Annotated in this window: 24 protein-coding genes; 15 read left to right on the top strand and 9 right to left on the bottom strand. The window is 70.9% G+C overall.

The window, feature by feature from the left end:
• Positions 1 to 15: 15 nt before the first annotated feature.
• Complete coding sequence (locus AB0C62_RS07415) at positions 16 to 1,308, bottom strand: alkaline phosphatase (RefSeq protein WP_362970461.1); 1,293 nt, start codon at positions 1,306 to 1,308, stop codon at positions 16 to 18.
• 296 nt (positions 1,309 to 1,604) lie between these two features.
• Here AB0C62_RS07415 and AB0C62_RS07410 point away from each other — a divergent pair, with 296 nt between their 5' ends.
• Positions 1,605 to 2,207: a DUF998 domain-containing protein gene (locus AB0C62_RS07410; protein WP_362970459.1), complete on the top strand. Its 603-nt coding sequence runs from the start codon at positions 1,605 to 1,607 to the stop codon at positions 2,205 to 2,207.
• A gap of 373 nt (positions 2,208 to 2,580) precedes the next feature.
• Complete coding sequence (locus AB0C62_RS07405; RefSeq protein ID WP_362970457.1) at positions 2,581 to 3,297, top strand: hypothetical protein; 717 nt, start codon at positions 2,581 to 2,583, stop codon at positions 3,295 to 3,297.
• Between the two features lie 91 nt (positions 3,298 to 3,388).
• On the opposite strand, the gene AB0C62_RS07400 is transcribed toward AB0C62_RS07405, so the two are convergent.
• Positions 3,389 to 4,399, bottom strand: coding sequence for a hypothetical protein (locus tag AB0C62_RS07400; RefSeq protein ID WP_362970455.1), 1,011 nt, complete (start codon positions 4,397 to 4,399; stop codon positions 3,389 to 3,391).
• Between the two features lie 94 nt (positions 4,400 to 4,493).
• Positions 4,494 to 4,676 carry a CsbD family protein gene (locus AB0C62_RS07395; protein WP_362970453.1) on the bottom strand — a complete coding sequence of 61 codons (183 nt, stop codon included), beginning with the start codon at positions 4,674 to 4,676 and terminating at the stop codon, positions 4,494 to 4,496.
• A gap of 372 nt (positions 4,677 to 5,048) precedes the next feature.
• Between AB0C62_RS07395 and AB0C62_RS07390 the strand changes: the two genes are divergently transcribed.
• Entirely contained in the window at positions 5,049 to 5,399 is a 351-nt protein-coding gene (locus AB0C62_RS07390) for a PRC-barrel domain-containing protein (RefSeq protein WP_362970451.1), read from the top strand.
• Positions 5,400 to 5,530: 131 nt separating this feature from the next.
• Here AB0C62_RS07390 and AB0C62_RS07385 read toward each other — a convergent pair whose 3' ends face one another.
• Positions 5,531 to 6,355: an SDR family oxidoreductase gene (locus AB0C62_RS07385; RefSeq protein WP_362970449.1), complete on the bottom strand. Its 825-nt coding sequence runs from the start codon at positions 6,353 to 6,355 to the stop codon at positions 5,531 to 5,533.
• 200 nt (positions 6,356 to 6,555) lie between these two features.
• Here AB0C62_RS07385 and AB0C62_RS07380 point away from each other — a divergent pair, with 200 nt between their 5' ends.
• The 5 genes from AB0C62_RS07380 (at position 6,556) to AB0C62_RS07360 (ending at position 10,594) form a co-directional block, all read left to right on the top strand.
• Positions 6,556 to 7,269 (top strand): hypothetical protein, encoded by a 714-nt coding sequence (locus AB0C62_RS07380; RefSeq protein ID WP_362970447.1) that lies wholly within the window; start codon positions 6,556 to 6,558, stop codon positions 7,267 to 7,269.
• Between the two features lie 143 nt (positions 7,270 to 7,412).
• On the top strand, positions 7,413 to 8,486 hold the full coding sequence (locus AB0C62_RS07375) for a MerR family transcriptional regulator (protein ID WP_362970445.1): 1,074 nt from the start codon (positions 7,413 to 7,415) through the stop codon (positions 8,484 to 8,486).
• 270 nt (positions 8,487 to 8,756) lie between these two features.
• The gene (locus AB0C62_RS07370) at positions 8,757 to 9,176 is read left to right on the top strand and encodes a TOBE domain-containing protein (RefSeq protein ID WP_362970443.1); all 420 of its coding nucleotides are present in this window, start codon (positions 8,757 to 8,759) and stop codon (positions 9,174 to 9,176) included.
• Positions 9,177 to 9,289: 113 nt separating this feature from the next.
• Positions 9,290 to 9,934, top strand: a complete 645-nt coding sequence (locus AB0C62_RS07365; RefSeq protein WP_362970441.1) for a molybdopterin-dependent oxidoreductase — start codon at positions 9,290 to 9,292, stop codon at positions 9,932 to 9,934.
• A gap of 105 nt (positions 9,935 to 10,039) precedes the next feature.
• Positions 10,040 to 10,594, top strand: a complete 555-nt coding sequence (locus AB0C62_RS07360) for a putative immunity protein (RefSeq protein ID WP_362970439.1) — start codon at positions 10,040 to 10,042, stop codon at positions 10,592 to 10,594.
• 34 nt (positions 10,595 to 10,628) lie between these two features.
• On the opposite strand, the gene AB0C62_RS07355 is transcribed toward AB0C62_RS07360, so the two are convergent.
• On the bottom strand, positions 10,629 to 11,519 hold the full coding sequence (locus AB0C62_RS07355) for a LysR family transcriptional regulator (protein ID WP_362970437.1): 891 nt from the start codon (positions 11,517 to 11,519) through the stop codon (positions 10,629 to 10,631).
• A 99-nt stretch (positions 11,520 to 11,618) separates the two neighbouring features.
• Here AB0C62_RS07355 and AB0C62_RS07350 point away from each other — a divergent pair, with 99 nt between their 5' ends.
• The gene (locus AB0C62_RS07350) at positions 11,619 to 11,984 is read left to right on the top strand and encodes a nuclear transport factor 2 family protein (protein WP_362970435.1); all 366 of its coding nucleotides are present in this window, start codon (positions 11,619 to 11,621) and stop codon (positions 11,982 to 11,984) included.
• A gap of 79 nt (positions 11,985 to 12,063) precedes the next feature.
• Here AB0C62_RS07350 and AB0C62_RS07345 read toward each other — a convergent pair whose 3' ends face one another.
• Positions 12,064 to 12,861: a spermidine synthase gene (locus AB0C62_RS07345; RefSeq protein ID WP_362970433.1), complete on the bottom strand. Its 798-nt coding sequence runs from the start codon at positions 12,859 to 12,861 to the stop codon at positions 12,064 to 12,066.
• 234 nt (positions 12,862 to 13,095) lie between these two features.
• On the opposite strand from AB0C62_RS07345, the gene AB0C62_RS07340 reads away from it, so the two are divergent.
• Positions 13,096 to 14,925, top strand: a complete 1,830-nt coding sequence (locus AB0C62_RS07340) for an alkyl sulfatase dimerization domain-containing protein (RefSeq protein WP_362970431.1) — start codon at positions 13,096 to 13,098, stop codon at positions 14,923 to 14,925.
• 103 nt (positions 14,926 to 15,028) lie between these two features.
• Positions 15,029 to 15,871: a TRIC cation channel family protein gene (locus tag AB0C62_RS07335; RefSeq protein ID WP_362970429.1), complete on the top strand. Its 843-nt coding sequence runs from the start codon at positions 15,029 to 15,031 to the stop codon at positions 15,869 to 15,871.
• 21 nt (positions 15,872 to 15,892) lie between these two features.
• Here the strand turns inward: AB0C62_RS07335 and AB0C62_RS07330 are convergent, their stop codons facing one another.
• Positions 15,893 to 16,810: a LysR substrate-binding domain-containing protein gene (locus AB0C62_RS07330; protein ID WP_362970427.1), complete on the bottom strand. Its 918-nt coding sequence runs from the start codon at positions 16,808 to 16,810 to the stop codon at positions 15,893 to 15,895.
• Between the two features lie 140 nt (positions 16,811 to 16,950).
• Between AB0C62_RS07330 and AB0C62_RS07325 the strand changes: the two genes are divergently transcribed.
• Entirely contained in the window at positions 16,951 to 17,967 is a 1,017-nt protein-coding gene (locus AB0C62_RS07325) for an aldo/keto reductase (protein WP_362970425.1), read from the top strand.
• A 34-nt stretch (positions 17,968 to 18,001) separates the two neighbouring features.
• Entirely contained in the window at positions 18,002 to 18,433 is a 432-nt protein-coding gene (locus tag AB0C62_RS07320) for an SRPBCC family protein (protein WP_362970423.1), read from the top strand.
• 91 nt (positions 18,434 to 18,524) lie between these two features.
• Here the strand turns inward: AB0C62_RS07320 and msrA are convergent, their stop codons facing one another.
• Positions 18,525 to 19,037: a peptide-methionine (S)-S-oxide reductase MsrA gene (gene msrA / locus AB0C62_RS07315; RefSeq protein WP_081222451.1), complete on the bottom strand. Its 513-nt coding sequence runs from the start codon at positions 19,035 to 19,037 to the stop codon at positions 18,525 to 18,527.
• 320 nt (positions 19,038 to 19,357) lie between these two features.
• On the opposite strand from msrA, the gene AB0C62_RS07310 reads away from it, so the two are divergent.
• Both AB0C62_RS07310 and AB0C62_RS07305 read left to right on the top strand, forming a co-directional pair.
• The gene (locus AB0C62_RS07310) at positions 19,358 to 20,221 is read left to right on the top strand and encodes an MHYT domain-containing protein (protein ID WP_362970420.1); all 864 of its coding nucleotides are present in this window, start codon (positions 19,358 to 19,360) and stop codon (positions 20,219 to 20,221) included.
• 143 nt (positions 20,222 to 20,364) lie between these two features.
• Positions 20,365 to 21,180 carry an alpha/beta fold hydrolase gene (locus tag AB0C62_RS07305; protein ID WP_362970418.1) on the top strand — a complete coding sequence of 272 codons (816 nt, stop codon included), beginning with the start codon at positions 20,365 to 20,367 and terminating at the stop codon, positions 21,178 to 21,180.
• A gap of 70 nt (positions 21,181 to 21,250) precedes the next feature.
• On the opposite strand, the gene AB0C62_RS07300 is transcribed toward AB0C62_RS07305, so the two are convergent.
• Positions 21,251 to 23,563, bottom strand: coding sequence for a family 43 glycosylhydrolase (locus tag AB0C62_RS07300; RefSeq protein ID WP_362970416.1), 2,313 nt, complete (start codon positions 23,561 to 23,563; stop codon positions 21,251 to 21,253).
• Between the last annotated feature and the right edge of the window lie 16 nt (positions 23,564 to 23,579).

The raw sequence follows: 23,579 nt of genomic DNA, 5'->3' as shown, positions 1-23,579 counted from the left end.
CTGTCACGGTGTCGTTCAGCGGCGCGTCAGGGCTTGGCTCAGCACGTCGTACACGTGGGTGTTGGGGTGCTTGCCGGTGAAGCGGTCCGACAGGGGGCCGACCGCCGTCACCGGTACGTCGACTCCGGTGTGACCGGACGTGGTCCAGTCGATGTAGAAGTTCTTCTCGCTGCCGCGGATGCTGAACGGGCCGTCCTCGGCGGAGACGCCGGTGCCGGACTCGTCGGCGGCGTCCGACTCCTCGACGGCCAGACCGCCGGTCTCGTGGTCACCGGTGATGACCAGCAGGGTGTCGGAGTGCGTGGCGACGTAGGCGCGGGCCACGGCGACGGTCTTCTCGAGTTCCTGCATGGACTGCAGGAGGCGGGCGCCGTTGTTGGCGTGGGCGAACTCGTCCACGCCCTCCTCCTCGACCATGAGGAAGAAGCCCTTCTTGTTCTTGTCCAGCGTGCCCAGGGCCTTGCCGGTCATGGTCGAGAGGCCGACCACGGGGCTGTACACGTCGCCCTGGCCCTCGGAGCGCTGCTGGAACATCTCCTCGTTGGCGAAGAGGCCCAGGAGCTTGCCGTTCTTGGCTCGGCTGAGCTGGTCCGCGCTGTTGACGTACGCGTAGCCGGCCTTCCTGGCCTTCTTGACGAGGTCGCCCTTGGTGCCCTTGCTGGCCTCGGACGGGTCCTCGGCGGGCTGGTCCTTGAAGGCGCCCGCGCTGCCCGCGGGCAGCCACCAGTCCTCGCCGCCACCGAGGATGACGTCGGGCTTGGAGACCTCGATGTACTGACGGGCGATCTCGTCCTGCGCCGAGCGGTTGGCGGTGTTCGAGAAGAACGCCGCCGGCGACGCGTCGGTGACCTGCGCGGTGGTGACCAGGCCGGTGGCCTTGCCTGCCGCCTTCGCCTGCTGGCCGAGCGTGGCCAGCGGGTTGCCGTCCACGTCGACGCTGATCGCGCCGTTGTAGGTCTTCTCGCCCGTGGCCCACGCGGTCGCCGCGGCGGCCGAGTCGGTGACGACGGCCTTCGGGTCGTCCGGCTCGGTGGTCAGCTGGCCCGAGACGGGCAGCTTGTCCATCGCGAGCCGGCCCCCCGGACCGGTGAGGTGCAGACGAGCGGCCTGGCGCGCGGCCGCGCCCATGCCGTCACCGTTGATGAAGATGACGTTCTTCGCGGTCGGGGTCTTCGCCTTGGCCGTGGCCTGCGGAGCCGAAGCCGACGCGCCCAGCGTCGGGTTGACCACCATCGTCACCACCGCGGCCGCGACTGCGGCGGCCGAGGGAGCGGCGAACCGACGAGCCCTACGAGCATCCAGGGACACAACGTCCTCCGTTACTGTTCTTGCCCATTGCTTGACCGCGAACATAAGTTTCCATGGGGGTTGATTGACCAAGAACAGGTGACCAGTACACGTCGAAATCTCCAGCGGCAGGTGAAGACGTGAGCCCCCACTTGTCCGGACAGGTCACCGGGCGACAACCCGCCCTCCCCGACCTCGCACGCTCTCGGCGACACGAGCGGTCGACGGCGACGGACGAGCCACCCCGCGACAGACGGCCGCGACACCGAAGACCACCAAAGCGCTTTACGCCGGTTTGCGCCTTATATCTTTGTTCGGTGTCGAATGTACCGAGATGGGTTCTTCTCTCGTCGGGGTGTGCCCCCGTTCTGTTCACCGCCGGCTGGGTCCTCGGGGCCCATCTGGTCGGGCCCGCCTACGATCCGGTCACCCAGACGATCAGCGTCCTCGCGGCCTACGGCGAGTCCGGCTTCTGGGTGATGACCGGCGCCCTGCTCGCGCTGGGCATCTGCCATCTCCTCACCGCCTGGGGGCTGCGGTCCGTGGCCGTGCCCGGCCGACTGGCGCTGGCCGGCGGTGGCGTGACGGCCCTGGTGCTGGCCCTGCTCCCCGCCCCGATCAGCGGCGGTTCGCTGCGCCACGGCACGGCTGCCGCCATCGGGTTCGCGCTCCTGGCGCTGTGGCCCGTCCTGTCCGCGGACGGCAGCAAGACCGCGCCCTGGGCTCTCCGACGCGTCCCGTCGGTCACCGCGACGGCGGTCATGGTGGCCGGAGCGGCCTGGTTCCTCGTCGAGACCCAACGCCACGGCGACCTCGGCGTCGCGGAGCGCTTCGTGACGGGCGTTCAGTCCCTGTGGCCGTTCGTGGTCGTGGCCTCATGCCTTCGCCACACGAGGGTCCCGGAGGAGACACGGGTCTGACGCCGACGACGGCCCGTTCGCACCCGTCAAGGAGAAGACCCCGCCCCGCGCAGGCGGGACGGGGTCTTCAACAGAGCGCCGGGCAGGCCTTGCACCTGCATCTCCCCGCAGGAAGCGGGACGTCTTTCCTTGGACCACCAACGCATCGTGAGCCGAGGCGACTTCCGCCGACCAGCTCAAGATCAATCATACTGTAAGCCGGCAGCCCACCCCGCGCCACCCGAACACGCGCACCCGCTTCCTCGCGTCGCAGAGGAGAGCGCCCGTGATCCACGAGCCCTCCACTGAACGGGGCTGCGGCACAATGGCCGCGTGCTCATGACTCGGCGGGCGACCGCCGCGGCACGACCCGTGACACGAGGGGGGCGGCGGCATGGTGCTGTGGCAGGGGAACAACTTCACCGTGGACGGACGCGAACCGACCACCGCGGAGGAGTACTACCGGATCGGTCTCCGCTGCTGGAACGACGACCGGTACCGCGATGCCGCGGCCTCCTTCCTGGGAGCGGCGGCCGACGTGGGCCACGAGGCCGCGGTCGAACTCCTGGGGCACGTCGACTACGTGCAGGGGCGGTACGCGAGCGCCGTGCCGCACCTGCGGCGGAGCAGCGGTTCGCCACGCGCCGCCTACTACCTCGCCTCGCTCCACCAGCGCGGTTGCCCCGAGGCCGGCATCGGGCAGTCGTACGACGAGGCGGGCCGCTGGTATCGCGTCGCGGCGGCACTGGGTGAGCCCGAGGCCATGCTCGCCCTCGGCGACCTCTATCTCGAACGCCTGTTGCCGGTGACCCGCACCCCGGCCGTGCACGCCCTGGAGCAGTTCCTCGCCGCCGCCGCACGCGACCACCCCTACGGCCAGTACCGTGCCGCCGAGATCTACCGCACTCTGTACCAGGACTCCGGCAGCGCCGCCGCGTTGTACCGGGCCTGCGTGGACAATCCGCTGACCGGACGGCACGCGCTCGGGTCGATGATGACGCTGCAGAGTCAGGCACATCTGCGGGAGATTGCGGCGACCGCTGCTGCCCGACTCCAGCAGCAGCGGCGTGACGCCGCTCATCCCTCCGAACGAAGGGACGACTTCTACTGAGATCCGCGCGCACCGACGGGGACGCCGAGCACGAACCCCGGTCCAGCGTCGCGCGGAGCGCCTCTGCCCGGCCTGCCCGCACGCGCGCCGGTCAGCCGCACGCCAGCATCCACAGGAAGACCTCGGCCGCCCGGACGAGAAGTTCCGTCTCCTCGATCTGGCTCCGCAGCGCCTCCGGGACGTGACAGAGCTCCCAGGCGCCGGGATCCGCCGGCGCCTGCGGCTCGGCCGCCCACAGGTGCTCGATCTCCTGGGTGCCGGCCCGCAGCAGGACGCACGCGTCGGCCGTGGCGGAGAGTGCCTGCGCCGCTGGGCCCGGGGCGGATCCGTCGTCGCTCGGCAGCGAGTCGGCGGCGTCGGCCAGGACGAGGGCGAGGTGCACCAGGCGACGTGCCCGCGCCGTCCAGGCGGGAGTCGGGGATCTCAACCGGGTTGCTTCGCCGGTCGGTTCACGATCCAGGCGGGTCCGTGCCGCGACCGCTCGTTCCCGCTCGGTGGGCTGCCACGCCCCCTGCTCCCGCAGGTCGTCCGCCCGCCGCATGGCCCTCCGTGCCAGGGTCAGTGCCGCCGGCCAGTCGCCGCCCTCCCAGTCCGGCGTCGCCCGCAGTTCCCGGACGCGCAGGCCGACCGTCATCCGCCCAGCCGTGCGGTGAGGGAATCGCGCCGCCCCGTCCGCGACATGGGCCCGCAGTACCGGGCCGATCCCCGCCACCGACTCGGCGCTGCCGACGCCGATCCCACCGGCGCGCGCCTCGTCGGGCAGCGGACCCGCGGGCAGGGACGTGGCCCCCGGTTCGCAGTACCGTACGGCGTCGGTCAGCAGGAGCTGGTCGACCAGCACGCCGGTCTCGTGGGCGAGCCGCCACAGCACGAGGCCCATCGTGTTCTCTGTGCTGCCGCTCCCCCACGGCCACTTCACACGCGGGGCCGGTTGCACCCGCTGCCCATCGGGCGCCGGCGCGCCGAAGCCCGCAGCGCGCTCCGTGTGCCAGGCGACCAGCACATCCGCCTGATGACGGGCCCGTTCCCAGGCCCCGCAGCCGTACGCGGCCCGGTGCGCCGACTCCCACCGCGCCCCGCCCACCTTCGCGTCGTCGCTCACGGGCGAACCGTATCCGGCCACGACAGCGCGGATCCCGGCAGCCCATGAGGATGGGCTGCCGGGATCCGTCGGGCCGGTACCGCTCGGGTCGGCCTTACTTGGACTTGGGCTTGATGGCGTCCTTGGCCTTCTCCTTGGCCGCGCGCAGGTCGCCCTTGGACTCCTCGGCGTGCCCCTCGGCCTTCATGGACTCGTTGCCCACCGCACCGCCGACAACCTTCTTGGCCTTGCCCTTGGCCTGCTCGCCCTTGGCCTGAGCCTTCTCGTCCGCAGCCACAACCACTCACACCCTGTCCTTCTCGCGAATTGATTCATCTCCTGGGTCACCCGGCAGCGGATCCTCAAACACGGAACCGGCGAAGATGATGAATGAAATCTTCGTCACCTCGATTTCCGTAGGAGACGAATAAGAAGATCGGGGAGTGCAGATCGATCCGCTCTCACGCCCTGACCTTTAGGAACGGGCGGCAGGCGCGACCCGTCGGCCAGCGGTCCAGGAGCAGATGTCGAAATTCTCGGAACGGGTGTGTGGAGTCCGGCACCCTGGGCACTCGACGCTTCGAGGAAACGTCATCGAATATGTATGACGCTTTGTACGACTCCGTTGTTCTTCTGCGGAGTGTCGAGGAATTCTTGAGGGAGCCGTTTTATGAGTGACAACATCTGGGGCTATCAGCCGACCACCGGGTACACCGCGGGCACCGACCTGATCGGATTCAAGGTCGAGGCCACCGACGGGAGCATCGGGAAGGTCGACAAGCACTCGGACGACGTCAACTCTTCCTACCTCGTCGTCGACACCGGCGTGTGGATCTTCGGCAAGCACGTACTGCTGCCGGCCGGCACCGTCCAGACGGTCGACCAGGCCGAGCGGAAGATCTTCGTGGCGCTCACCAAGGCCCAGATCAAGGACTCTCCGGAGTTCGACAAGGACAAGCACGTGGGCGACGCCGGCTATCACGAGCAGGTCGGCGAGTACTACCAGAGCCACCGCTCCTGACCGCACAGTGCCATCCCTGAAGGGGGCCGACCGGATGCATCCGGTCGGCCCTCTTCCTCGTGTGCGGGCCGATTCCGTGTGTGTGTGGGGGGGAAAGACAGGCGCGGCCCACGAGCCGGCCTCCCCCACGCTCAGCCCTGCGCCAGCTCGGCCACCGGCTGCCACTTCTCCCACACGGCGAGACGCTGCTCGTAGTCGGCCTTGGCGATGCCCAGCGGCGCCGAGCCGAAGAAGCAGCGCAGCGGCGGCTCGTCGGCGTCCACGATCTCCAGGACGGCCGCGGCGGACGCGGCCGGATCGCCCGGCGTGCCGACACGCTTGCGTCGCTGCTCCTGCACCTCCTTGTGGAAGTCGGCGTACGCGGGCAGCGGCTCGGACGTGCTCGACGAGGAGCCCGCCCAGTCGGTGGCGAACCCGCCGGGCTCGATCAGCGTGACGTTGATCCCGAACGGCGCCACTTCCTGTGCCAGCGCCTGACTCATGCCTTCGAGCGCCCACTTCGACGCGTGGTAGATGCCGACCAGCGGGAAGGCGCTGATGCCTCCGATGGAGGAGACCTGAAGAATGTGACCACTCCCCTGCTCGCGCAGGAACGGCAGCGCCGCCTGGGTGACCCACAGGGCGCCGAACAGGTTCGTCTCCAGCTGTGCGCGGGCCTCCGCCTCGGTCAGTTCCTCGACCAGCCCGAAGTGGCCGTAGCCGGCGTTGTTGACCACCACGTCCAGGCGCCCGAACCGCTCGTGCGCCTGCTGCACGGCGGCGAAGTCGGCGTCACGGTCCGTGACGTCGAGACGCAGGGGCAGCAGCCGCTCTCCGTACTTCTCGCGAAGATCACCCAGCGTGGAGAGGTCACGCGCCGTCGCGGCCACCGAGTCGCCGCGTTCCAGCGCGGCGATGGCCCACTCCCTGCCGAAGCCGCGTGAGGCACCGGTGATGAACCAGATCTTCTGCGTCATGGTGTACTCCTCAAGGAAAGACGTCACCCGTACGATCATCGCGTCGCGGTGTTTCTTCCACCAGCCAACACCTTCGAGTGGGCTCGAAGGCAACTTGGGCACTCCCGGAAGCGTCCTCCGCCATCACCGGGGGGGCAGCCCTCAGGAGGACGGTGAAATCCACTCGACGGACCGCTCCGAAGCGACCATGATCGACACTCGTGACGACGTCCGAGCAGTTCCTGGTCCGGGCCGCTGCCCGCAACAACGCCGAATGGTGCGCGGCCATGAGCCGATCCCACGGCCTGACGAGCGCCTTCGGGCCGGGTTCCTGGACGGCTCCCGAACGTACGCCGCCCTTCTATCCCGACGCGGTGACGCTGGAGCCCGGCGCCGACCCCGAAGTGGTGGCGGCGCGGATCGACACCCGTTCGCCCGGTGCGTCCGTCAAGGACAGCTTCGGCGACCTCGATCTCGGCCGGGCCGGGTTCCGGGTCCTGTTCGAGGCTCGGTGGATCCATCGTCCGGCGGGTGCGCCGGCCGTCGCGTCGGATCTCAGCGCGGACGTGGCGGCCGACCCCGACGCACTGCGGGCCTGGGCGCTCGCCTGGGACGACGGGGACGGCAACCAGGACGTCTTCCGGCCGGAACTGCTCGACGATCCCGCCACCACCGTCCTCGTCGGGCGCTCCGCCGACGGCCGGGTGGTGGCCGGTGCGGTGGCGAGCCGCAGTGACGACGTGGTCGGCGTCTCCAACGTCTTCGCCCGCGAGGGCGGCCCCGACGCGGCCTGGTCCTTCGCGCTCACCGCGACCCACCGTCTGTTCCCCGCGCTTCCCGTGGTCGGCTACGAGCACGGCGAGGACCTGACGGCCGCCGTTCGCCACGGCTTAGAACCGATCGGCTCGCTCCGGGTCTGGCTGCACCAGCCCTGAGCGACGGCGTCCGCGCCTCGGTCACGGCCGGCCCGCTCAGGGCACGTGTCACCCGTCGCGGACGCCATGGTTGACCTTCACCTTGGGTGAGGCCACAGCATCGGCGAGGCCGGGCGAGGTGCCCGGTTCGAGGAGGAACGAGCATGCGGTTGCTGACCATCGGGACGTTCGCGAAGGCGTCCCGGCTCTCGCCGAAGGCACTGCGTCTCTACGACGAACTCGGTCTGCTCCCGCCCGAGCGTGTCGACCCGGTGTCCGGCTACCGGCTCTACGCGCCCGAGCAGTTGGACCAGGCACGGATGGTCGCGTGGCTCCGGCGTCTGGGAATGCCCCTGGCCCGCATCCAGCACGTCTGCGCGCTGGAGCCGTCCGAGGCGGTGCCGGAGATCCGGCGGTACTGGGCCGAAGTCGAGGCCGACACCGCGGCCCGGCGCGATCTCGCCTCCTTCCTCGTCGACCACCTGTCACGGAAGGACCCCGCCATGTCCGCCAACACCCAGCCCCTGAGCATCCGTTACGCCGCGCTGTCCGACACCGGCCTCGTCCGGGAGAGCAACCAGGACACCGCGTACGCCGGTTCCCGTCTGCTCGCGGTCGCCGACGGCTTCGGCCGTGCGGGCGCCACGGCCGGCGCGGCCGCCGTCGAGGCGCTCAAACCGCTCGAAACCGCGGGGTTCGCCGCGGGTGATCTCCTCAACGTCCTCGAAGAGGCCGTCGAGCAGGCCAAGTCCGCCGTCAACGGCGTAGCCGGTGATGGTTCGTCAGCAGCGGGGTCCGGCACCACGCTCACCGCGATGCTCTGGACGGGCTCGCAACTGGCCCTCGTCCACATCGGCGACTCCCGGGCCCATCTCCTGCGCGAGGGCGAGCTGTTCCAGATCACCCACGACCACACGATGGTCCAGTCGATGGTGGACGACGGGCGCATCACCCCTGAAGAGGCCGTCTCCCACCCGCAGCGAGCGCTGTTGCTCCGGGCGCTCGGTCACGGGTCCGACGGCACGCCCGACCTGCGCCTGCACGACGCCCGGCCGGGTGACCGCTATCTGCTCTGCTCCGACGGACTGTCCGCCGTCGTGGAGATCGGTGAACTGCGCCGGGTCCTCACCGAGGTGCCCGATCCCGACCACGCGGTCCGCGAACTCGTCGGCCTCGCCAACGGGTTCGGCGGCCCCGACAACGTCAGTTGCGTGGTCGCCGACGTGGTGGCGGCGTAGTCGTCGGGGCGAAGCGGGGGAGGTACGGCCGGTTGGTCTCACCGGATCGACCGGCCGTGCTTCTTCGACAGGCTGCGCGGACTCCCCGCCTCTGGCCCGGCCGACGGCTGTCCCTCATGTGCGAGGGCAGGGCAACACACAGGTGGCGGATGCGAGGCAGGTCCCGACGGGCCCCGCCGAAGCGGCTAGCTTGGGGGTGCGGCGCGGACACAAAAACCCGCAAAGCACCCGTTCTCCCGTCCCCCACCTCCCACTGTGAGGCGTTTCGTCATGAGCCTGAGCATCCGCAACCAGATTCCCGGCACCGTCACCGCTGTCACCACCGGCGAGGTGATGGCGACCGTGAAGGTGCGCCTGGACGGCGGCCGGGACCTCACCGCGGCGATCACGCTGGAGGCCGTCAAGGACCTGGGGCTCGCCGAGGGGTCGCCGGTGCGCGCCATGATGAAGTCCACCGAGGTCGCGCTCGCCACCGGCCCTGTCGAGGGCCTGTCCATCCGCAACCAGCTGCCCGGCACGGTCAGCGACGTCGCCACGGGCGGAGCGATGGCCACCGTCAAGGTCACCGTCGACGGGGGCGAACTGACGGCGGCCATCACCAAGGACGCGGTCACCGACCTGGCGCTCGCGCCCGGCTCGTCGGTCGTCGCCCTGATCAAGTCGACCGAGGTGTCCCTCGCGACCGCCTGACCCGGCCGGGGACGCGCGGTATCGGTCCGGGCCTGTGCCTCACGGCAGGTGAGCATCCAGGCCACGCGGGGAAGGCGGTCGTCACCGAGCACCGGCGACGAAAGGACACCCGCGTGGCCAGAGACCGACACAGCGCAGTCGAGGCCGCCGCCGACCTGGCCCGACGCATTCCTCCCGGTCAGCACCATGTGAACGGCTGGCCCGTCTCGCACTACGGGCCTGTCCCCCGCTTCCGCCCCGAGCGCTGGAACCTCCGGGTCTTCGGCGCCACCGCGGGCGGCGTCGAACGCACTTGGACCTTCGAGGAACTGACCACCCTGCCGCACGCGACGGTGGTCGCCGATCTGCACTGCGCCTCCGGGCCCACCTCCACCGACCACGAGTGGTACGGGATCCCCGCCGCGGCCCTGCTGGAGCTGGTACCACCCGCCCCGGAGGTCACGCACGTCATGACGTGGGCCGAGTACGGGTACACCTCCAACGTCCGTCTGGCCGACTTCACGGCACCGCAGACCCTGCTGGTCACGCACCACGACGACGAGCCCCTCACCGCCGAGCACGGGTTCCCGCTGCGTCTGGTCGTGCCGCACCTGTACGGCTACAAGAGCACCAAGTGGCTCCGCGCCGTCGAGTACCTCACCGAGGAGCGCCGGGGCTTCTGGGAGGACCGCGGCTACCACAGCATCGGTGACCCGTGGCGGGAGCAGCGCTACGCGCACCAGGAGTCGGACGGCGGCAGGACGAGGCCGAGCATCTGAACCACCACCCTCACGGGCTGCCAACGCCCCGGTAGAAGGGGCGAGTTCGGGGACCAGGTCGGCGCGGTTCCGCACCGAGGGCCGGTCCGAGGGAGGATGGCGCCCGTGCCGAACAAGCCGAACGCCCCGGAGACCATCGAGCTGTCCGAGGACGAACTCCGTGTGATCGCGGGATACGCGGCCGACTGCGCGTGCCCGGTGCTGCCGCTCTTCGAACGGGACCTTCCCTCCGACACGCGCCCCCGTGACGCCGTCGACGCGGCCCGCGTCTTCGCGGCGGGCGGACGGCGCACCGGCGCTCTGCGGCAGAGCGCCTGGGCGGCGTTCAAGGCGTCCCGCGAGCCGTCCCTCTCCCCCGCCGCGGCCGACGCGGCCCGTGCGGCGAGCCATGCGGCCGCCGCCGCGTATCTGCATCCCAAGGCGAGTGCTCATCAGGTGAAACACATCCTGGGCGCCGCGGCTCACGCGGCGAGGGCGGAAGAACTCGCGTCGGCAGCAGGCACCGAAAGCACAGGCGCCGCCGCGGAGGCCCTCGCACGGGCTCGCGATCACGCGCCGACCGCGGTCAGGACCGTGCTGGGCCGTCTGCCGGTCGCCCCGCCCGGAGGCGGGCCGGTCGGCGAACTCGTCCGGGCTCTCGACGCGGTTCTCCGCACCTGAGTGTGGCCGGGGCGGCACCCCGCCACGGAAACGCCTAGGCGGCGGCGGGCTTCCCGAACGCCCGTCGGCCGTGGACGAGGAACTCCCGTACCGACGCGTTGTCCGAGCCCCTCCAGACCAGGGCGAGCAAGGCGGGTGCCTCGACGTCGTCGATGGTCCGGGCGGTGAGCCGGTCGCGGTGTTCCGCGGCCATCGAGTCGCTGAGGACGGCGACGCCGAGCCCGCGAGCGGCCAGGTCGACGATGGCGTCCGCGGCGCTGGCCTGCAGCGCGATCGCCGGCTGGAGGCCCTGTGCGGCGCAGGCGCGGTCGAAGACGGTACGGAGGCCCGTGCCGACCGGCATGCACACGATGGGGTGAGCGGTCAGGTCGCGCAGCCTCACCCTTCGCCGTTCCGCGAGCGGATGTCCGTGCGGGACGGCCGCGACGAGCCGCTCGCTGATGATGGTCAACGTCTCCAGTCCGTCGGGGGCGGTGGTCGCGGTGCCGACCAGGGCGAGATCGACGACGCCGGCGCGCACCCCTTCGACCAGCCGGTCGGAGGTGTCCTCCAGGAGGGAGATGTCGACGCCGGGATGGGCCTCGTGGAAGGCGGCGAGGGCGTCGAAGAGCGGGGCGATCGTGCAACCGGTGACCATGCCGACCGTGAGCCGGCCCCGGATGAGCCCGGTCACCTGCCCCACCGCCTGGCCCACCGCCTCGGCCGCCGCGAGTGCGGCGCGGGCCGGTCCGAGTGCCGCCTTTCCCGCGACGGTGAGGGTGGCGGTACGTCCCGAGCGGTCGAAGAGCTCGGCACCGAGCTCGTGCTCGAGCCGGCGGATCTGAGCGCTGACCCCGGACTGGCTGATGTGTACGCGCTCGGCCGCCCGCGTGAAGTTCTGCTCCTCGGCGACCGCGACGAAGTACTCCAGCTGCCTCAAGTCCATGACTGGTAATTCTAGCTCCCAGCACATCCATCTGTTGGACTTCTGATCGCCGGGAGACCACGCTGGAGGGACACCGGACGAAACGAAGCGGAGAATCCCATGTCGGAGCATGCGAAGGCCCAGCGGCCCGAGGACCTCACCCGACTGTTCGTCGAACGGTCCAACGCCGGTGACGCGGCCGGAGTCGCCGCCCTGTACGAGGAGGGCGCGGTGATGGCCTACCCGCCCGGCGCGTTCACGGTGGGTCGCGAGGCGATCCGCGCCCTGTGGGAGAAGGTGCTGGCCGGTGGCCCGCGCTTCGAGCCGGAGCAGCCGCTGCCGACGCTGGTCAGCGGCGACATCGCACTGACCTCGACGCCACCGAGGGACGGGGCCGGTGCGCGGGCCCAGGTCGTCCGCCGTCAGCCGGACGGAAGCTGGCTGCGCCTGCTGGACCAGCCCGAGTTCGCCCCACCGGTCCGGTAGGGCGAGCGCCCACGACGTCCCGGAGAGGACCTCCGCGTCGAGCGGTGCGTCGGAGCCGGGCCGCCTGTCGGATCGGCCGTCAGTCGCGGCGGCGGGCGACGTACACGGTGTTCGCCGCGGTCCCGCCCTGGAGCGGGTTGTCGAAGTCGACGACGTGGGCGGCGGTGTCCGTGAAGACCTGGGCGAGGACGGCGCCGAACTCCTCGTCCGGCGGGTCGTTCGACCACAGCGCGAACACGCCGCCGGGATGCAGCAGGTCGGCCAGGGCCGTCAGACCGGGCACACCGTAGAGCGCGGCGTGGCTGGGGTGCAGCACGTGGCGCGGCGAGTGGTCGACGTCGAGCAGGATCGCGTGGAAACGGCGGCCGGGGTTCTCCGGATCCAGCCCACGGGGCGCGGCGTCGGCTGCGACGGCCGTGTCCTGCGTGGAACCGGCGTCTTCCGACGGCACGGAACCACCGGTCGCCGCATCGCCCGTCACCATGGCGAAGAAGTCCCCGCGCACCAGGCGGCAGCGCGGGTCCGTCGACAGTCCCGTGCCGAGCGGTACGAGTCCGCGCCGGTGCCAGTCGATCACTTGAGGCAGGGCGTCGACGACGACCAGGGAACGCACCCTGGGGTCGTCCAGCGCGGTCCGGGCGGTGTATCCGAGGCCGAGGCCGCCCACGACGACGTCGAGCGGACCCTCGGCCAGTTCCGCCAGGCCGAGCCGGGTCAGTTCGACCTCGCCCTCGGTGAAGAGGCTGGACATCAGGTACTCGTCGCCGAGCTTCACCTCGAAGACGTCCTCCCCCGACGAGGGATCGCGTCGGCGACGGAGGCTGATCTCGCCCATCGGGGTGGGCTGCCAGTCGAGTTCCTGGAAACGTGCGCTCATCCGGTGTCCTGCTCCCCGTCGAAGGTCAACTGCCGCAGGCGGGTTGAGGTACGCCGCAGGAAGGCACCGTACCGGCAGGTCAGGCCCGGATGCGCGCGGGGACCCCCGAGCGGTGCTCTTCGGGTGGAGCGGTCGCACGACCGTACGCATCGGGTCGGTCCGCCCGGAACGCACCGGCCCGGACCGGTGGGGCAGTTTGTTTGGGTTGACGCAGGTCCGAGTTATTCATGTCGTATGAGCACTCTCGACTACGCCGACAGGTCCGACTTCGACGACGCCGAGCGGGGTTTCGTCGCCGCTCTGGAGCCGGCGGTCATCCGTGCCGAGGACGGCCGGGTGGTCTGGGACGGCGACGCGTACGCGTTCCTGGACGCGGAATGTCCGGACACCGCGCACCCGAGCCTGTGGCGGCAGAGCCAGCTGTGCAACAAGCAGGGGCTCTTCGAGGTGACCGAAGGCATCTACCAGGTCCGGAACCTGGACCTGTCGAACATGACGCTGGTCGAGGGCGACACGGGTGTCATCGTCATCGATCCGTTGATCTCGGCCGAGAACGCCGCCGCCGCGCTGGCGCTGTACCGCGAACACCGGGGAGAGCGCCCGGTCACGGGGCTGATCTACACGCACTCGCACGGCGACCACTTCGGCGGCTCGCGCGGTGTCCTGCCGCACGGCCACGCGCCGGTGCCGGTGATCGCCCCGGCCGGCTTCCTGGAGCACGCCGTCGCGGAGAACGTGTACGCGGGCGGCGCGATGACCCGCCGCGCCGTGTACATGTACGGCGCCGAACTCGACAAGGGGCCCGCCGGGCAGATCAGCGCCGGGCTCGGCATGACGACGTCCAAGGGCACCATCACCCTCGTACCGCCGACGCTCGACATCACGCACACCGGGCAGGAGGAGACCGTCGACGGGGTGCGGATCGTCTTCCAGATGACGCCGGACACCGAGGCGCCCTCGGAGATGAACTTCTCCTTCCCGGACCGGCGGGCCCTGTGCATGGCGGAGAACGCCACGCACAACATGCACAACATCCTGACCCTGCGCGGCGCGGTCGTGCGGGACACCCGGATCTGGGCGCACTACCTGAACGAGACGATCGCCCTGTTCGCCGACCAGGCCGACGTCGCGTTCGCCTCCCACCACTGGCCGACCTGGGGCCGTGATCGGATCGTCGAACACCTCGCCGGGCAGCGCGACATGTGGGCCTATCTGCACGACCAGACCCTTCGCATGACCAACCAGGGGCTGACCGGCACCGAGATCGCCGAGCGGATCGAGCTGCCTCCGGCCGTCGCGAACCGGTGGGCCAACCGCGGCTACTACGGTTCCATCAGCCACAACGCCAAGGCCATCTACCAGCGTTACATGGGCTGGTTCGACGGGAATCCCGCGCACCTGTGGGAGCACCCGCCGACCGAGCTGGCCCAGCGCTTCGCCGCCGACTACGGCGGCGTCCCCGCACTCGTCGCCAAGGGTCGGGAGTACGCCTCCGCGGGCGACCTGCGTTTCGCCGCGACGCTCCTCGGACACGCGGTCTTCGCCGCACCGGACGACGCGGACGCCAAGCAGGCGCTCGCCGGCGTGTACGAGCGGCTCGGTCACGGCTGCGAGAACGGCCCGTGGCGGAACTTCTACCTGATGGGCGCGCAGGAACTGCGGGGCAGCGTCGCGCACACCACGCTGGACTCGACGAACCCCGAGATGGCCATGGCGCTGACCGTCGACATGCTCATCGACTCGCTCGCGATCCGCGTCGACGGTCCGCGCGCCTGGGACGAGAAGCTCACCATGACGTGGCACCTCACCGACGAGGGGCGCACCTGGCGAATCCAGCTGTCCAACGGGGCGCTGACGTACCGCAGTACCGAGACCGCGACCGGCGAGGCGGGCGCGGCGCCGTCGGCCGACCTCACCCTGACCCTGACGAAGCCCCGACTGCTCGCGCTCCTCGCGGGCCAGGGGATGGACGGCGTACAGGTCCAGGGCGATCCACAGGTCTTCGCCACGCTCGTGGGTCTGCTCGACACTCCGGACCCCGACTTCGCCATCGTCACCCCCTGAGCGTGCCCGTCCGCACGTGGCCCGACCGCCTCACGTCCGCTTCCGGCGAGGCGGTCGGGCCCGGTGAGAGCAGCGCCTCGCCCCAGCCGACCGGGGGAATCCTGTGAGCGCGACGCAACTGGCCCTGGGAACCGTCGGCTTCGCGTCGTTCGAGTTCACCGGCGGCGGCACCCTGATCAACCTCGTGGCGGCGACCACCAACGCGCTCAACGGAGCCCTGCTCGCCCGGCGGCCCGACCACTACAAGAACTTCACCGTGATCGGCATCCTGCTCATGGCGCTGCTCGGCGGGATCGGCGGCGGAGTGAGCCGGGACGTGCTGGTGGGCCGTGTGCCGGCCGCGCTGACGAACTCCTCGTACATCACGCTGTGTCTGATCGCCGGGGTCATCGGCCATCTCCTGGCCTACGACAAGGGGCAGTTGTTCCGTGAGGGGCTCTTCCAGTTCGTCACCTCGTTCGCGCTGCCCTGGTACGCCATCGTCGGCGCGCAGACGGGCGTGGAGGTGGGTCTGCCGGTCCTGGGTTCGCTGGCGCTCGCCGTGGTCGGCCCGACCGCGGGGCGGTTCCTCATCGACGTGTCGTGCGGTGTGCCGCCGAAGCAGTTCGTCCGGGGGGAGTGGTTCGTCGCCATCGCCGCGCTCACGGGCGCGGTGTGGATCGTCCTGGACCAGGCGGGGCTGCCCCGGGCCGCGAGCGCGCCCCTGGCGTTCCTGGTCGGTTTCGCCGTCCGGCTGACCGCGCTCTATCGCGGCTGGGAGGAGCCGCTGGCCGCCGAGCCGGCCGGTGTCTACCGGCACGACGACGGACGTCCGCTGCTCGGCCGCAAGATCGCCGGCAAGTCCGTGCGCGAGATGCGGCTGCTCGGTCTGACCGTCGAACCCGACCCGGACGCCGAGGCGCGTCCCGGTGGCCCGGCGCGCGACCCCGGTGCCGGCCGACCGTAGAGCGGCGCAGAACCGTCGGGATCAGGCCGTCGTCTCGGCTCGTGGGGCGCCGCGATCCGCGAGGACCGTCGCACGGAACTCCGCCACGACGGGCCGCAGATCGACGCGGTGCCAGGCGGCCCACAGCTGGATGGACCCTTCGTACCAGGGCAGTTCACGGACGGCGACACCGTCGGCGGTGCCGCGGACCATGCTCCGCTGGATGAGCGCGAGGCCGAGGCCGGAGGCGACCAGGCCGAGCGCGGTGAGGGGGTCGGCCGCGTCGAGTCGGATGTCCGGGGCGAAGCCGGAGGCGACGCAGGACGCGACGAACGTGTCGCGCCATGCCGGGTCCTGGGCGTCGCCGACCGCGATCCAGGGTTGGCCGTCGAGCGCCTCGGGGGTCAGGTCGTCCTGCGCCGCGAGTGGGTGCTCCGCGGGCAGGACGAGGAGCAGCGGGTCCCGGAGCAGGGGAGCCGCGTCCAGGTCCGGGTCGTCGTCGCCGGGCGGGGTGCGGACGAGCGCGATGTCCAGGCTGCGCTGACGCAGGCCCTCGAACTGTGCGGCCGACTCCTGGTCGTAGAGCGCGACATGGATGCCGGGGCGGTGTTCGCGCAGGGTCCGCAGCGCGGAGGGCAGGACGCCGGTGTGCATGGCGTCGGCGACGTAGCCGATGCACAGGCCGCCCTCCTCGCCCCGGCCGAGGCGCCGGCCGAGGTTCTCCAGGCGGTCCGCGTGGCGCAGCAGGGCGCGCGCCTCGGTCAGGAAGACCCGGCCGTCGGAGGTGAGCCGGATGCGCTGCTGGCTGCGTTCGAACAGGGTGAGCCCCAGGTTCTTCTCCAGCTGGGCGATCTGCCGGCTGAGCGGCGACTGGGAGATGTGCAGCCGCTCGGCGGCGCGGCCGACGTGTTCGGCCTCGGCCACGGCGACGAAGTAGCGCAGTTGTCGCAGGTCAAGCATGTAGGACCTCGGAGGACTCAAGTGTGTCCGAGCAAGTCTTGGACAGTCTCATGTAGGGATCCTAACCTCGAACACGCAAGGCCGACGGATCGACCATCCGGCCCCTTATCCGTCCGAACCACCATTGCGAGGATTCCTTCATGAGCATCACGTCCCTTCTGCCCGGAGCGCTCGGTTTCGGCACCGCGCCGCTCGGCAACATGTTCCGTGCCATCCCCGACGAGGAGGCCGCGGCCACCGTCGAGGCAGCCTGGGACCAGGGCATCCGCTACTTCGACACGGCCCCCTTCTACGGGGCGGGCCTCTCCGAGATCCGCCTCGGCGAGGTGCTGGCGCGGCATCCGCGCGAGGACTTCGTCCTGAGCACGAAGGTCGGCCGCGTGATCCTCGACGAGACCGAGGACCCGGGGGCCCGTGACCTCGGCGAGAAGGGCGGCCTCTTCGAACACGGCCGGCCGAACAAGATGGTCAACGACTACTCCGCCGACGCCACCCTGCGGTCCATCGAGGACAGCCTGAAGCGTCTGCGGACCGACCGCCTCGACATCGTGTGGGTGCACGACGTCGCCCAGGACTTCTACGGGGACGAGTGGCTCGCGGCGTACGAGAGCGCCCGCACCGGCGCCTTCCGAGTGCTGCAGAAACTGCGCGAGGAGGGGGTCATCAAGGCCTGGGGGCTGGGCGTGAACCGGGTGGAGCCGCTGGAGCTCACCCTGGACCTGGACGAGCCGAAGCCCGACGCGTTCCTGCTGGCCGGCCGGTACACGCTGCTCGACCACGACCGCGCCCTCCAGCGTCTGCTGCCGTCCGCCGCGGCGCAGGGCGTCGACGTCGTGGTCGGCGGCCCGTACAGCTCGGGCATCCTCGCCGGCGGCGCGCACTTCGAGTACCAGCAGGCACCCGCGCACATCGTCGACAAGGTCGAGCGGATCAAGGCGGTGACCCGGCGGCACGGCGTCGGCATCAAGTCCGCCGCGCTGCAGTTCTCCCTGGCCCACCCGGCGACGGCCGCCGCGATCCCGGGCGCGACCAGGCCGAGCCGTATCGCCGAGGACGTGGCGGCTCTCGGCGAGAGCATCCCGGCCGGATTCTGGGCCGAGCTGCGCGAGGAGCGGCTGATGGCCGAGGACGCCCCCGTGCCCGTCACCGCCGCCTGACCCACATCACCCCCACGCTTCGAAGGAGACCCCCGTGGCCACGACCACCGCGTCCATCGACATCGACGCCTCGCCCGACCGCGTCTGGCAGCTCGTCGGCGGCTTCGGTTCGCTGCCCGACTGGCTTCCCTACATCCCCGTCAGCGAGCTGAGCGAGGGTGGACGGGTGCGCCGCCTGGAGAACGAGGACGGTGAGGTGATCGTCGAACGCCTCCAGACCTTCGACGACGAGCACCGCACCTACGGCTACTCCATCCTGCGGGCCCCGTTCCCGGTCACCGGCTACCGGTCGACGCTCACCGTGCACGAGACCGGTGAGCCGGGCAGGGCCCGCGTGGAGTGGTCCGGCTCCTTCACCCCCGACGGCATCAGCGACGCCGACGCGGTGGCCCTGTTCCACGGCATCTACACGCAGGGCCTCGCCGCGCTCGTCCAGACCCTCGCCTCTGCCGCGGCAGCCCGGTAGGAAGTCCGCGACGGGACGCGAACGGACCTCTCGGAGCAGCCGAAAGCCCCCGTACCGGCAGCGCGTGCCGGTACGGGGGCTTCGGTCGGACTCAGGCCTGCGCGCGCTTCGGCAGCCGCCAGTTCGGGCGGACGAAGTGGCAGGTGTATCCGTCGGGGTAGCGCTGGAGGTAGTCCTGGTGCTCCGGCTCCGCCTCCCAGAACGGACCGGCCGGCACGACCTCGGTCACGACCTTGCCGGGCCACAGACCGGAGGCGTCGACATCGGCGATGGTGTCCTCGGCGACCCGCTTCTGCTCGTCGTCGAAGTAGTAGATCGCGGACCGGTAGCTGAGACCGATGTCGTTGCCCTGCCGGTTCTTCGTCGACGGGTCGTGGATCTGGAAGAAGTACTCCAGGATCGTCCGGTAGTCGGTCTTCGTGGGATCGAAGGTGATCTCGATCGCCTCGGCGTGCGTGCCGTGGTTCCGGTACGTCGCGTTCGGGACATCGCCTCCGCTGTATCCCACCCGCGTGTCCAGGACACCCGGGAACGTCCTGATCAGCTCCTGCACGCCCCAGAAGCAGCCGCCCGCCAGCAGCGCCTTCTCCTCGTTCCGGCTCATCGCACACACCCTTCTTCCGTCTTTCCGTCAGGCTCGCACGGCTGCCGTCGCACACACCCCCGGCGGTCGTTCTCCCCCACCGCCGCGACGACACGGCCATCGCTCTGCACAAGGCGTCGAAGCCGCACGAAATTCCCGGTCCGGGCTCTGCAGCACCCTCTCCGGACCCCACCCGGCCTCCCGTCAGGACCGTCGCTCCGACACCGAACCGATAACGATCGTGCAAGTTTCAATAACTACCGCCGGTAAGGCCTTGCTGACAGTGGCTGAAAAAGGGCTCAATGTCGTTCCTCATAGGCAGATAAAGGATCAGGGAGCGGATGAACGGAACGATCGACGGGTTCAGTTACGGGCTGGTCACACCAGTGGCGGCCTACGTCATGGCCTGCGTGGGTTCGGCACTCGGACTGCGCTGCGTGGTCCGCACGATCCACCACGAGCCCGGCTGGCGGACGGGCTGGCTCGCCCTCGGAGCCGCCTCGCTGGGCTGCGGCATCTGGACGATGCACTTCATCGCCATGACCGGCTTCTCCGTACAGCAGACATCCATCACGTACGACATACCGCTGACCATCCTCAGCCTGGTCGTGGCGATCGTCGTGGTCTCGGCGGGCGTCTTCATCGTCGGCAGTCGCGGGGCCACCCGAGCCTCTCTGGCCGTGGGCGGCAGCATCACCGGTATCGGCGTCGCGACCATGCACTACCTCGGCATGTTCGCCATGCGGCTCAACGGCGACCTGCGCTACGACACGGTCACCGTGGCGCTGTCCCTGGTCATCGCCCTGGTGGCGGCGACAGCGGCGCTGTGGGCCGCCGTCTCCGTGCAGGGCTTCCTGCGTTCGCTCGGAGCCAGCCTCGTGATGGGACTGGCGGTCACCGGCATGCACTACACCGGCATGGCCGCGGTGAGCGTCCACCTGCACAACACGTCCACCCAGGTCGCGAACGGCCAGTCCGGCGCCTCGCTCCTGCTGCCGATGCTGATCGGCCCGGTCATCTTCCTCATCCTCGCCGGGGCGATCGTCATGTTCGATCCGGTCCTGATCCTGGGCGAGGGCGAGTGGAACAAGTCCGCCCGCGAGCGCTCCAGGTCCGCGGGCGGGAACGGCCCCGACTCCCCCGTCGCCGCCGAGCAGCAGGACCTCTTCGCCTCGCACGACACGCGCCGGCCCGGCGGCCGGTAGCCACAGGGCCCACAGCCGGTCACCCCAGCCCCCGGTGCACCGGCACCGCCCCGTCGCGTCCGCCCGACACCCCGCCCGCCGGGCGGTCTCGGGACCAGGAGACGATCTTGGGTTGCGACGATCTTGAAGCTAGGGTGCGCGCCATGACCTCACTGGCGCTGCGTGGCACGACGATCCACTACGACGACTCCGGTCCGGCCACCGGACTCCCCGTGCTACTGATCCACGGGCATCCCTTCAACAGGACCCTGTGGGCACCCCAGGTGGCCGCCCTCGTCGCCGCCGGACATCGTGTCGTCACCCCGGACCTGCGCGGCTACGGCGACAGCGGGGTCCAGGAGGGTTCCGTACACCTCCAGGCGTTCGCCGACGACCTCGTCGGGCTGCTCGACCACCTGGGCATCGACCGGGCCGTGGTCGGCGGGGTGTCGATGGGCGGACAGATCGCCATGGAGATGCAGCGAAGTCATGCCGGGCGGGTGCGCGCCCTCGTGCTGTCGGACACCTCGGCACCGGCCGAGACGGACGAGGGGAAGGCCGTCCGCAACAGGATGGCCGACCGGCTCCTGGCCGAGGGGATGGACGGTTACGCGGGCGAGGTCATCGGCAAGATGCTCGCCGCGTACAACGTCACCGCGATGCCCGACGTGGCCGCTCGCGTGCTCGCCATGATGCGTTCCACCGATCCCCGGGGTGCCGCGGCTGCTCTGCGCGGCCGGGCCGAACGGCCCGACTACCGCGACACGCTCGCCGCCGTCCGGTCCCCGGTCCTCATCGTCGTCGGAGCCGACGACGCGTACACACCGGTCGCCGACGCCGAGGCCCTTCGCGCCCTCGTCCCGCACGCGGTCCTGACCGTCATCGACGGCGCCGGCCACCTGCCGGGCGCCGAACGGCCCGACCGGTTCAACACCGCGCTGCTGGACTTCCTCACGACACGGGTGACCGCCGCCGGGTGAACGACACGGTCCTACGACGGTGGCCCGCATCCCCGTGGGGAGGCGGGCCACCGTCGGCCGGACGCCCGGATCAGGGGGCGTAAGCGTAGGTGCGCAGGTAGTCGAAACGGGCCGTGGCGCCCGCCGTGTCGAGCGAGACGAGACCGATCCTCAGCGCCTGCTCCCGGGGCAGCGACCACACCCCCGTCCACGTCCAGTGCACACCGTCGGTGCTGGTGGCGGCCCGCACCTCGTGCTCTCCGCCCGCGGTGTCGGCGTGGTACGCGAGCCGCATCCAGAGGGTGTCCGCGACGGGCCCCCCGAACATCGGCCCGTAGGCCACCGCGGTCGGCGGTGTGGTGGTGGGCCGGGCACCCTCCTTGGCGAACTCGGTGACGTGGGTGACCTTTCCGGCCGTGTGGCTCAGCGGCAGCACGGCGTGCACGAGCTTGAAGTAGCGGTCGTCGTTCCCGTAGAGGACGAGCCCCGCCTGCTGGTTGCCCGGCCCGTTGGTCAGCCGCAACCGGGTCTCCACGACGAAGTCGCCGGCGGGGGCGTCCCGGGCGAGGACGGAGGCCATGTTCGTGCCGAGGTTCAGCTCGGCGTTCTGGGTGGGCCAGGACAGGGCGCCGTCGCCGGTCGTGACCCCGGCGGCCGGACCTCGTACCCAGGTCCAGGCCGAGGACAGGGCCGCCGACTCGAACTCGTCGCTGTACGCGGGCAGCGGGGCACCCGGCGACGGGTCGGCGACCCGCTGGGTGACCGGGGTGTAGAGCGGCGCCGCGCCCACGTTGTCGGCCGAGGCTCCGGCGCCCCTGGCCGCCACGCCCACCTTCCCGGACCGGGCCGCGGCGGCCGGGAGGGTACGGGTCTGGGTGGCGACGGCGTCGTGCAGCCGGTCGGCGCTGACCTCGACGGTGAGGCGGGTGCCGCGCAGTTCGGCGGCGACGTTGCGCCACGCGGTCCACTGGAAGCCGGACGGCAGTGCCGTGATCTGCTCCCCCGCACTGACGCCGTCCACGCGGACGTCGGTGACCAGGGCGTTGCGGTTCCGGTCGAGCCAGGCCGCGACGTGGTTGCCGGTGTCCTGGTACGCGAGGACCAGGCCCGCCGCGCCGCCCGTGCTCGTCACCCGCAGGTCGGCCTCGGCGCGGGTCCGGGCGGGAGCCTGCGCGGAGGTGACCAGGTAGGCGGGGTCGGTGCCGGCGGAGTGGGTGACGAAGGTGCCGGAGTCCTGTTCGGTGGCCGTGGTCCAGCCGGCCGTGCCGGAGCCCTGGGGCTGCCATGCGCCGAGCGACCCGTCGTTGAAGGTGGAGCCGGCCGCCCAGGTGGTGACCGGGGACTGCTGCGCGGTGGAGGAGGGTCCGGCTCCGGCCCGCAGGACGGGCCACCCGTCGATCCAGTCGAGCCGGTCGATCGCCATGGGCCGTCTGCTGAGGGTGCGGTCGATGCCGGGGACCGGGTCGAGGTCGGGGTCGTTCGCGGGGATGGCGTGGTAGACGAGCCAGTCCTGCCCGGCCAGGTCGGTCTGGAGGGCGTTGTGGCCGGGCCCGATCCAGCGGTCGCTGCCGCCGACGACGATGCCGCCCTTGCTGACGGGAGACATCAGGTCGACGCCCCGGTCGTCGGTGAAGGGGCCCGTCGGGCTGGTCGCGCGGCCCACCTTCACCTGGTAGCCGCTGTAGGCGCCGTCGCAGCAGCCCGCGTCCGAGTAGAAGAGGTAGTAGTAGCCGTCGCGTCGGACGACGAAGCCGCCCTCCACGCGCCGACCCTGCGCGACCTGGGTGACGGCGCCCTCGACGCGGGTGCGGTCGCCGTTCATCCGGGCGACGCAGATCGTGTCGTAGCTGCCCCAGTACAGATACGGCCGGCCGCCCACGTCGGTGAACTGGGCCTCGTCGATGTCGCCCGTGGCGCATCCGCTGTCGGCGGGCAGTACCGCGCCGCCGTCGGTCCACGGACCGGTCGGGGTGGGAGCGGTCGCCACTCCGACGGTGTCCTTGTCCGGCACGGAGTAGAAGAGGTTGTAGTGGCCGTCGGTGTAGCGGATGTCGGGGGCCCAGAGCCGGGAGCCGCCGTGCCAGGCGGGCTGGGTCTGTGGGGTGAAGACCTCCCCCGCGTACGTCCAGTGGGTGAGGTCGGCCGACTTCAGGACGGGAAGGATCCGTTCGGACGTCTGGCCCCGCGTCTGGAACACCGGGTTCTGGGTTCCGTAGGCGTACCAGTAGCCGTCCTTGCCGCGGATCATGGAGGGGTCGGGAAAGGTGTCGACGGTGCCTGCGGTCACGGGGTTCGTGTAGGTCGCGGTGGCGGCGGTGGCGGTCCCGGCGGGCGGGAGCACCGCGAGGAGGAGACCGGCGAGTGCGGCGGCGACGGCCGCGGTGCGGCTCGTTCTTCGGTTCACGGTCGGCGGGACCTCT

Source organism: Streptomyces sp. NPDC048643, from assembly GCF_040650615.1.
Classification (GTDB): Bacteria; Actinomycetota; Actinomycetes; order Streptomycetales; family Streptomycetaceae; genus Streptomyces.
Note: the sequence above shows the minus strand (reverse complement) of the source record. Positions and strands in the feature narration are given on the sequence as shown.

Excerpts from the sequence above, each read along its gene's own strand:
- AB0C62_RS07405 (WP_362970457.1), top strand. The coding sequence starts at position 2,581 with ATGGTGCTGTGGCAGGGGAACAACTTCACCGTGGACGGACGCGAACCG.
- AB0C62_RS07390 (WP_362970451.1), top strand. The coding sequence starts at position 5,049 with ATGAGTGACAACATCTGGGGCTATCAGCCGACCACCGGGTACACCGCG.
- AB0C62_RS07385 (WP_362970449.1), bottom strand. The coding sequence starts at position 6,355 with ATGACGCAGAAGATCTGGTTCATCACCGGTGCCTCACGCGGCTTCGGC.
- AB0C62_RS07375 (WP_362970445.1), top strand. The coding sequence starts at position 7,413 with ATGCGGTTGCTGACCATCGGGACGTTCGCGAAGGCGTCCCGGCTCTCG.
- AB0C62_RS07370 (WP_362970443.1), top strand. The coding sequence starts at position 8,757 with ATGAGCCTGAGCATCCGCAACCAGATTCCCGGCACCGTCACCGCTGTC.
- AB0C62_RS07355 (WP_362970437.1), bottom strand. The coding sequence starts at position 11,519 with ATGGACTTGAGGCAGCTGGAGTACTTCGTCGCGGTCGCCGAGGAGCAG.
- AB0C62_RS07350 (WP_362970435.1), top strand. The coding sequence starts at position 11,619 with ATGTCGGAGCATGCGAAGGCCCAGCGGCCCGAGGACCTCACCCGACTG.
- AB0C62_RS07345 (WP_362970433.1), bottom strand. The coding sequence starts at position 12,861 with ATGAGCGCACGTTTCCAGGAACTCGACTGGCAGCCCACCCCGATGGGC.
- AB0C62_RS07340 (WP_362970431.1), top strand. The coding sequence starts at position 13,096 with ATGAGCACTCTCGACTACGCCGACAGGTCCGACTTCGACGACGCCGAG.
- AB0C62_RS07330 (WP_362970427.1), bottom strand. The coding sequence starts at position 16,810 with ATGCTTGACCTGCGACAACTGCGCTACTTCGTCGCCGTGGCCGAGGCC.
- AB0C62_RS07325 (WP_362970425.1), top strand. The coding sequence starts at position 16,951 with ATGAGCATCACGTCCCTTCTGCCCGGAGCGCTCGGTTTCGGCACCGCG.
- msrA (WP_081222451.1), bottom strand. The coding sequence starts at position 19,037 with ATGAGCCGGAACGAGGAGAAGGCGCTGCTGGCGGGCGGCTGCTTCTGG.
- AB0C62_RS07310 (WP_362970420.1), top strand. The coding sequence starts at position 19,358 with ATGAACGGAACGATCGACGGGTTCAGTTACGGGCTGGTCACACCAGTG.
- AB0C62_RS07305 (WP_362970418.1), top strand. The coding sequence starts at position 20,365 with ATGACCTCACTGGCGCTGCGTGGCACGACGATCCACTACGACGACTCC.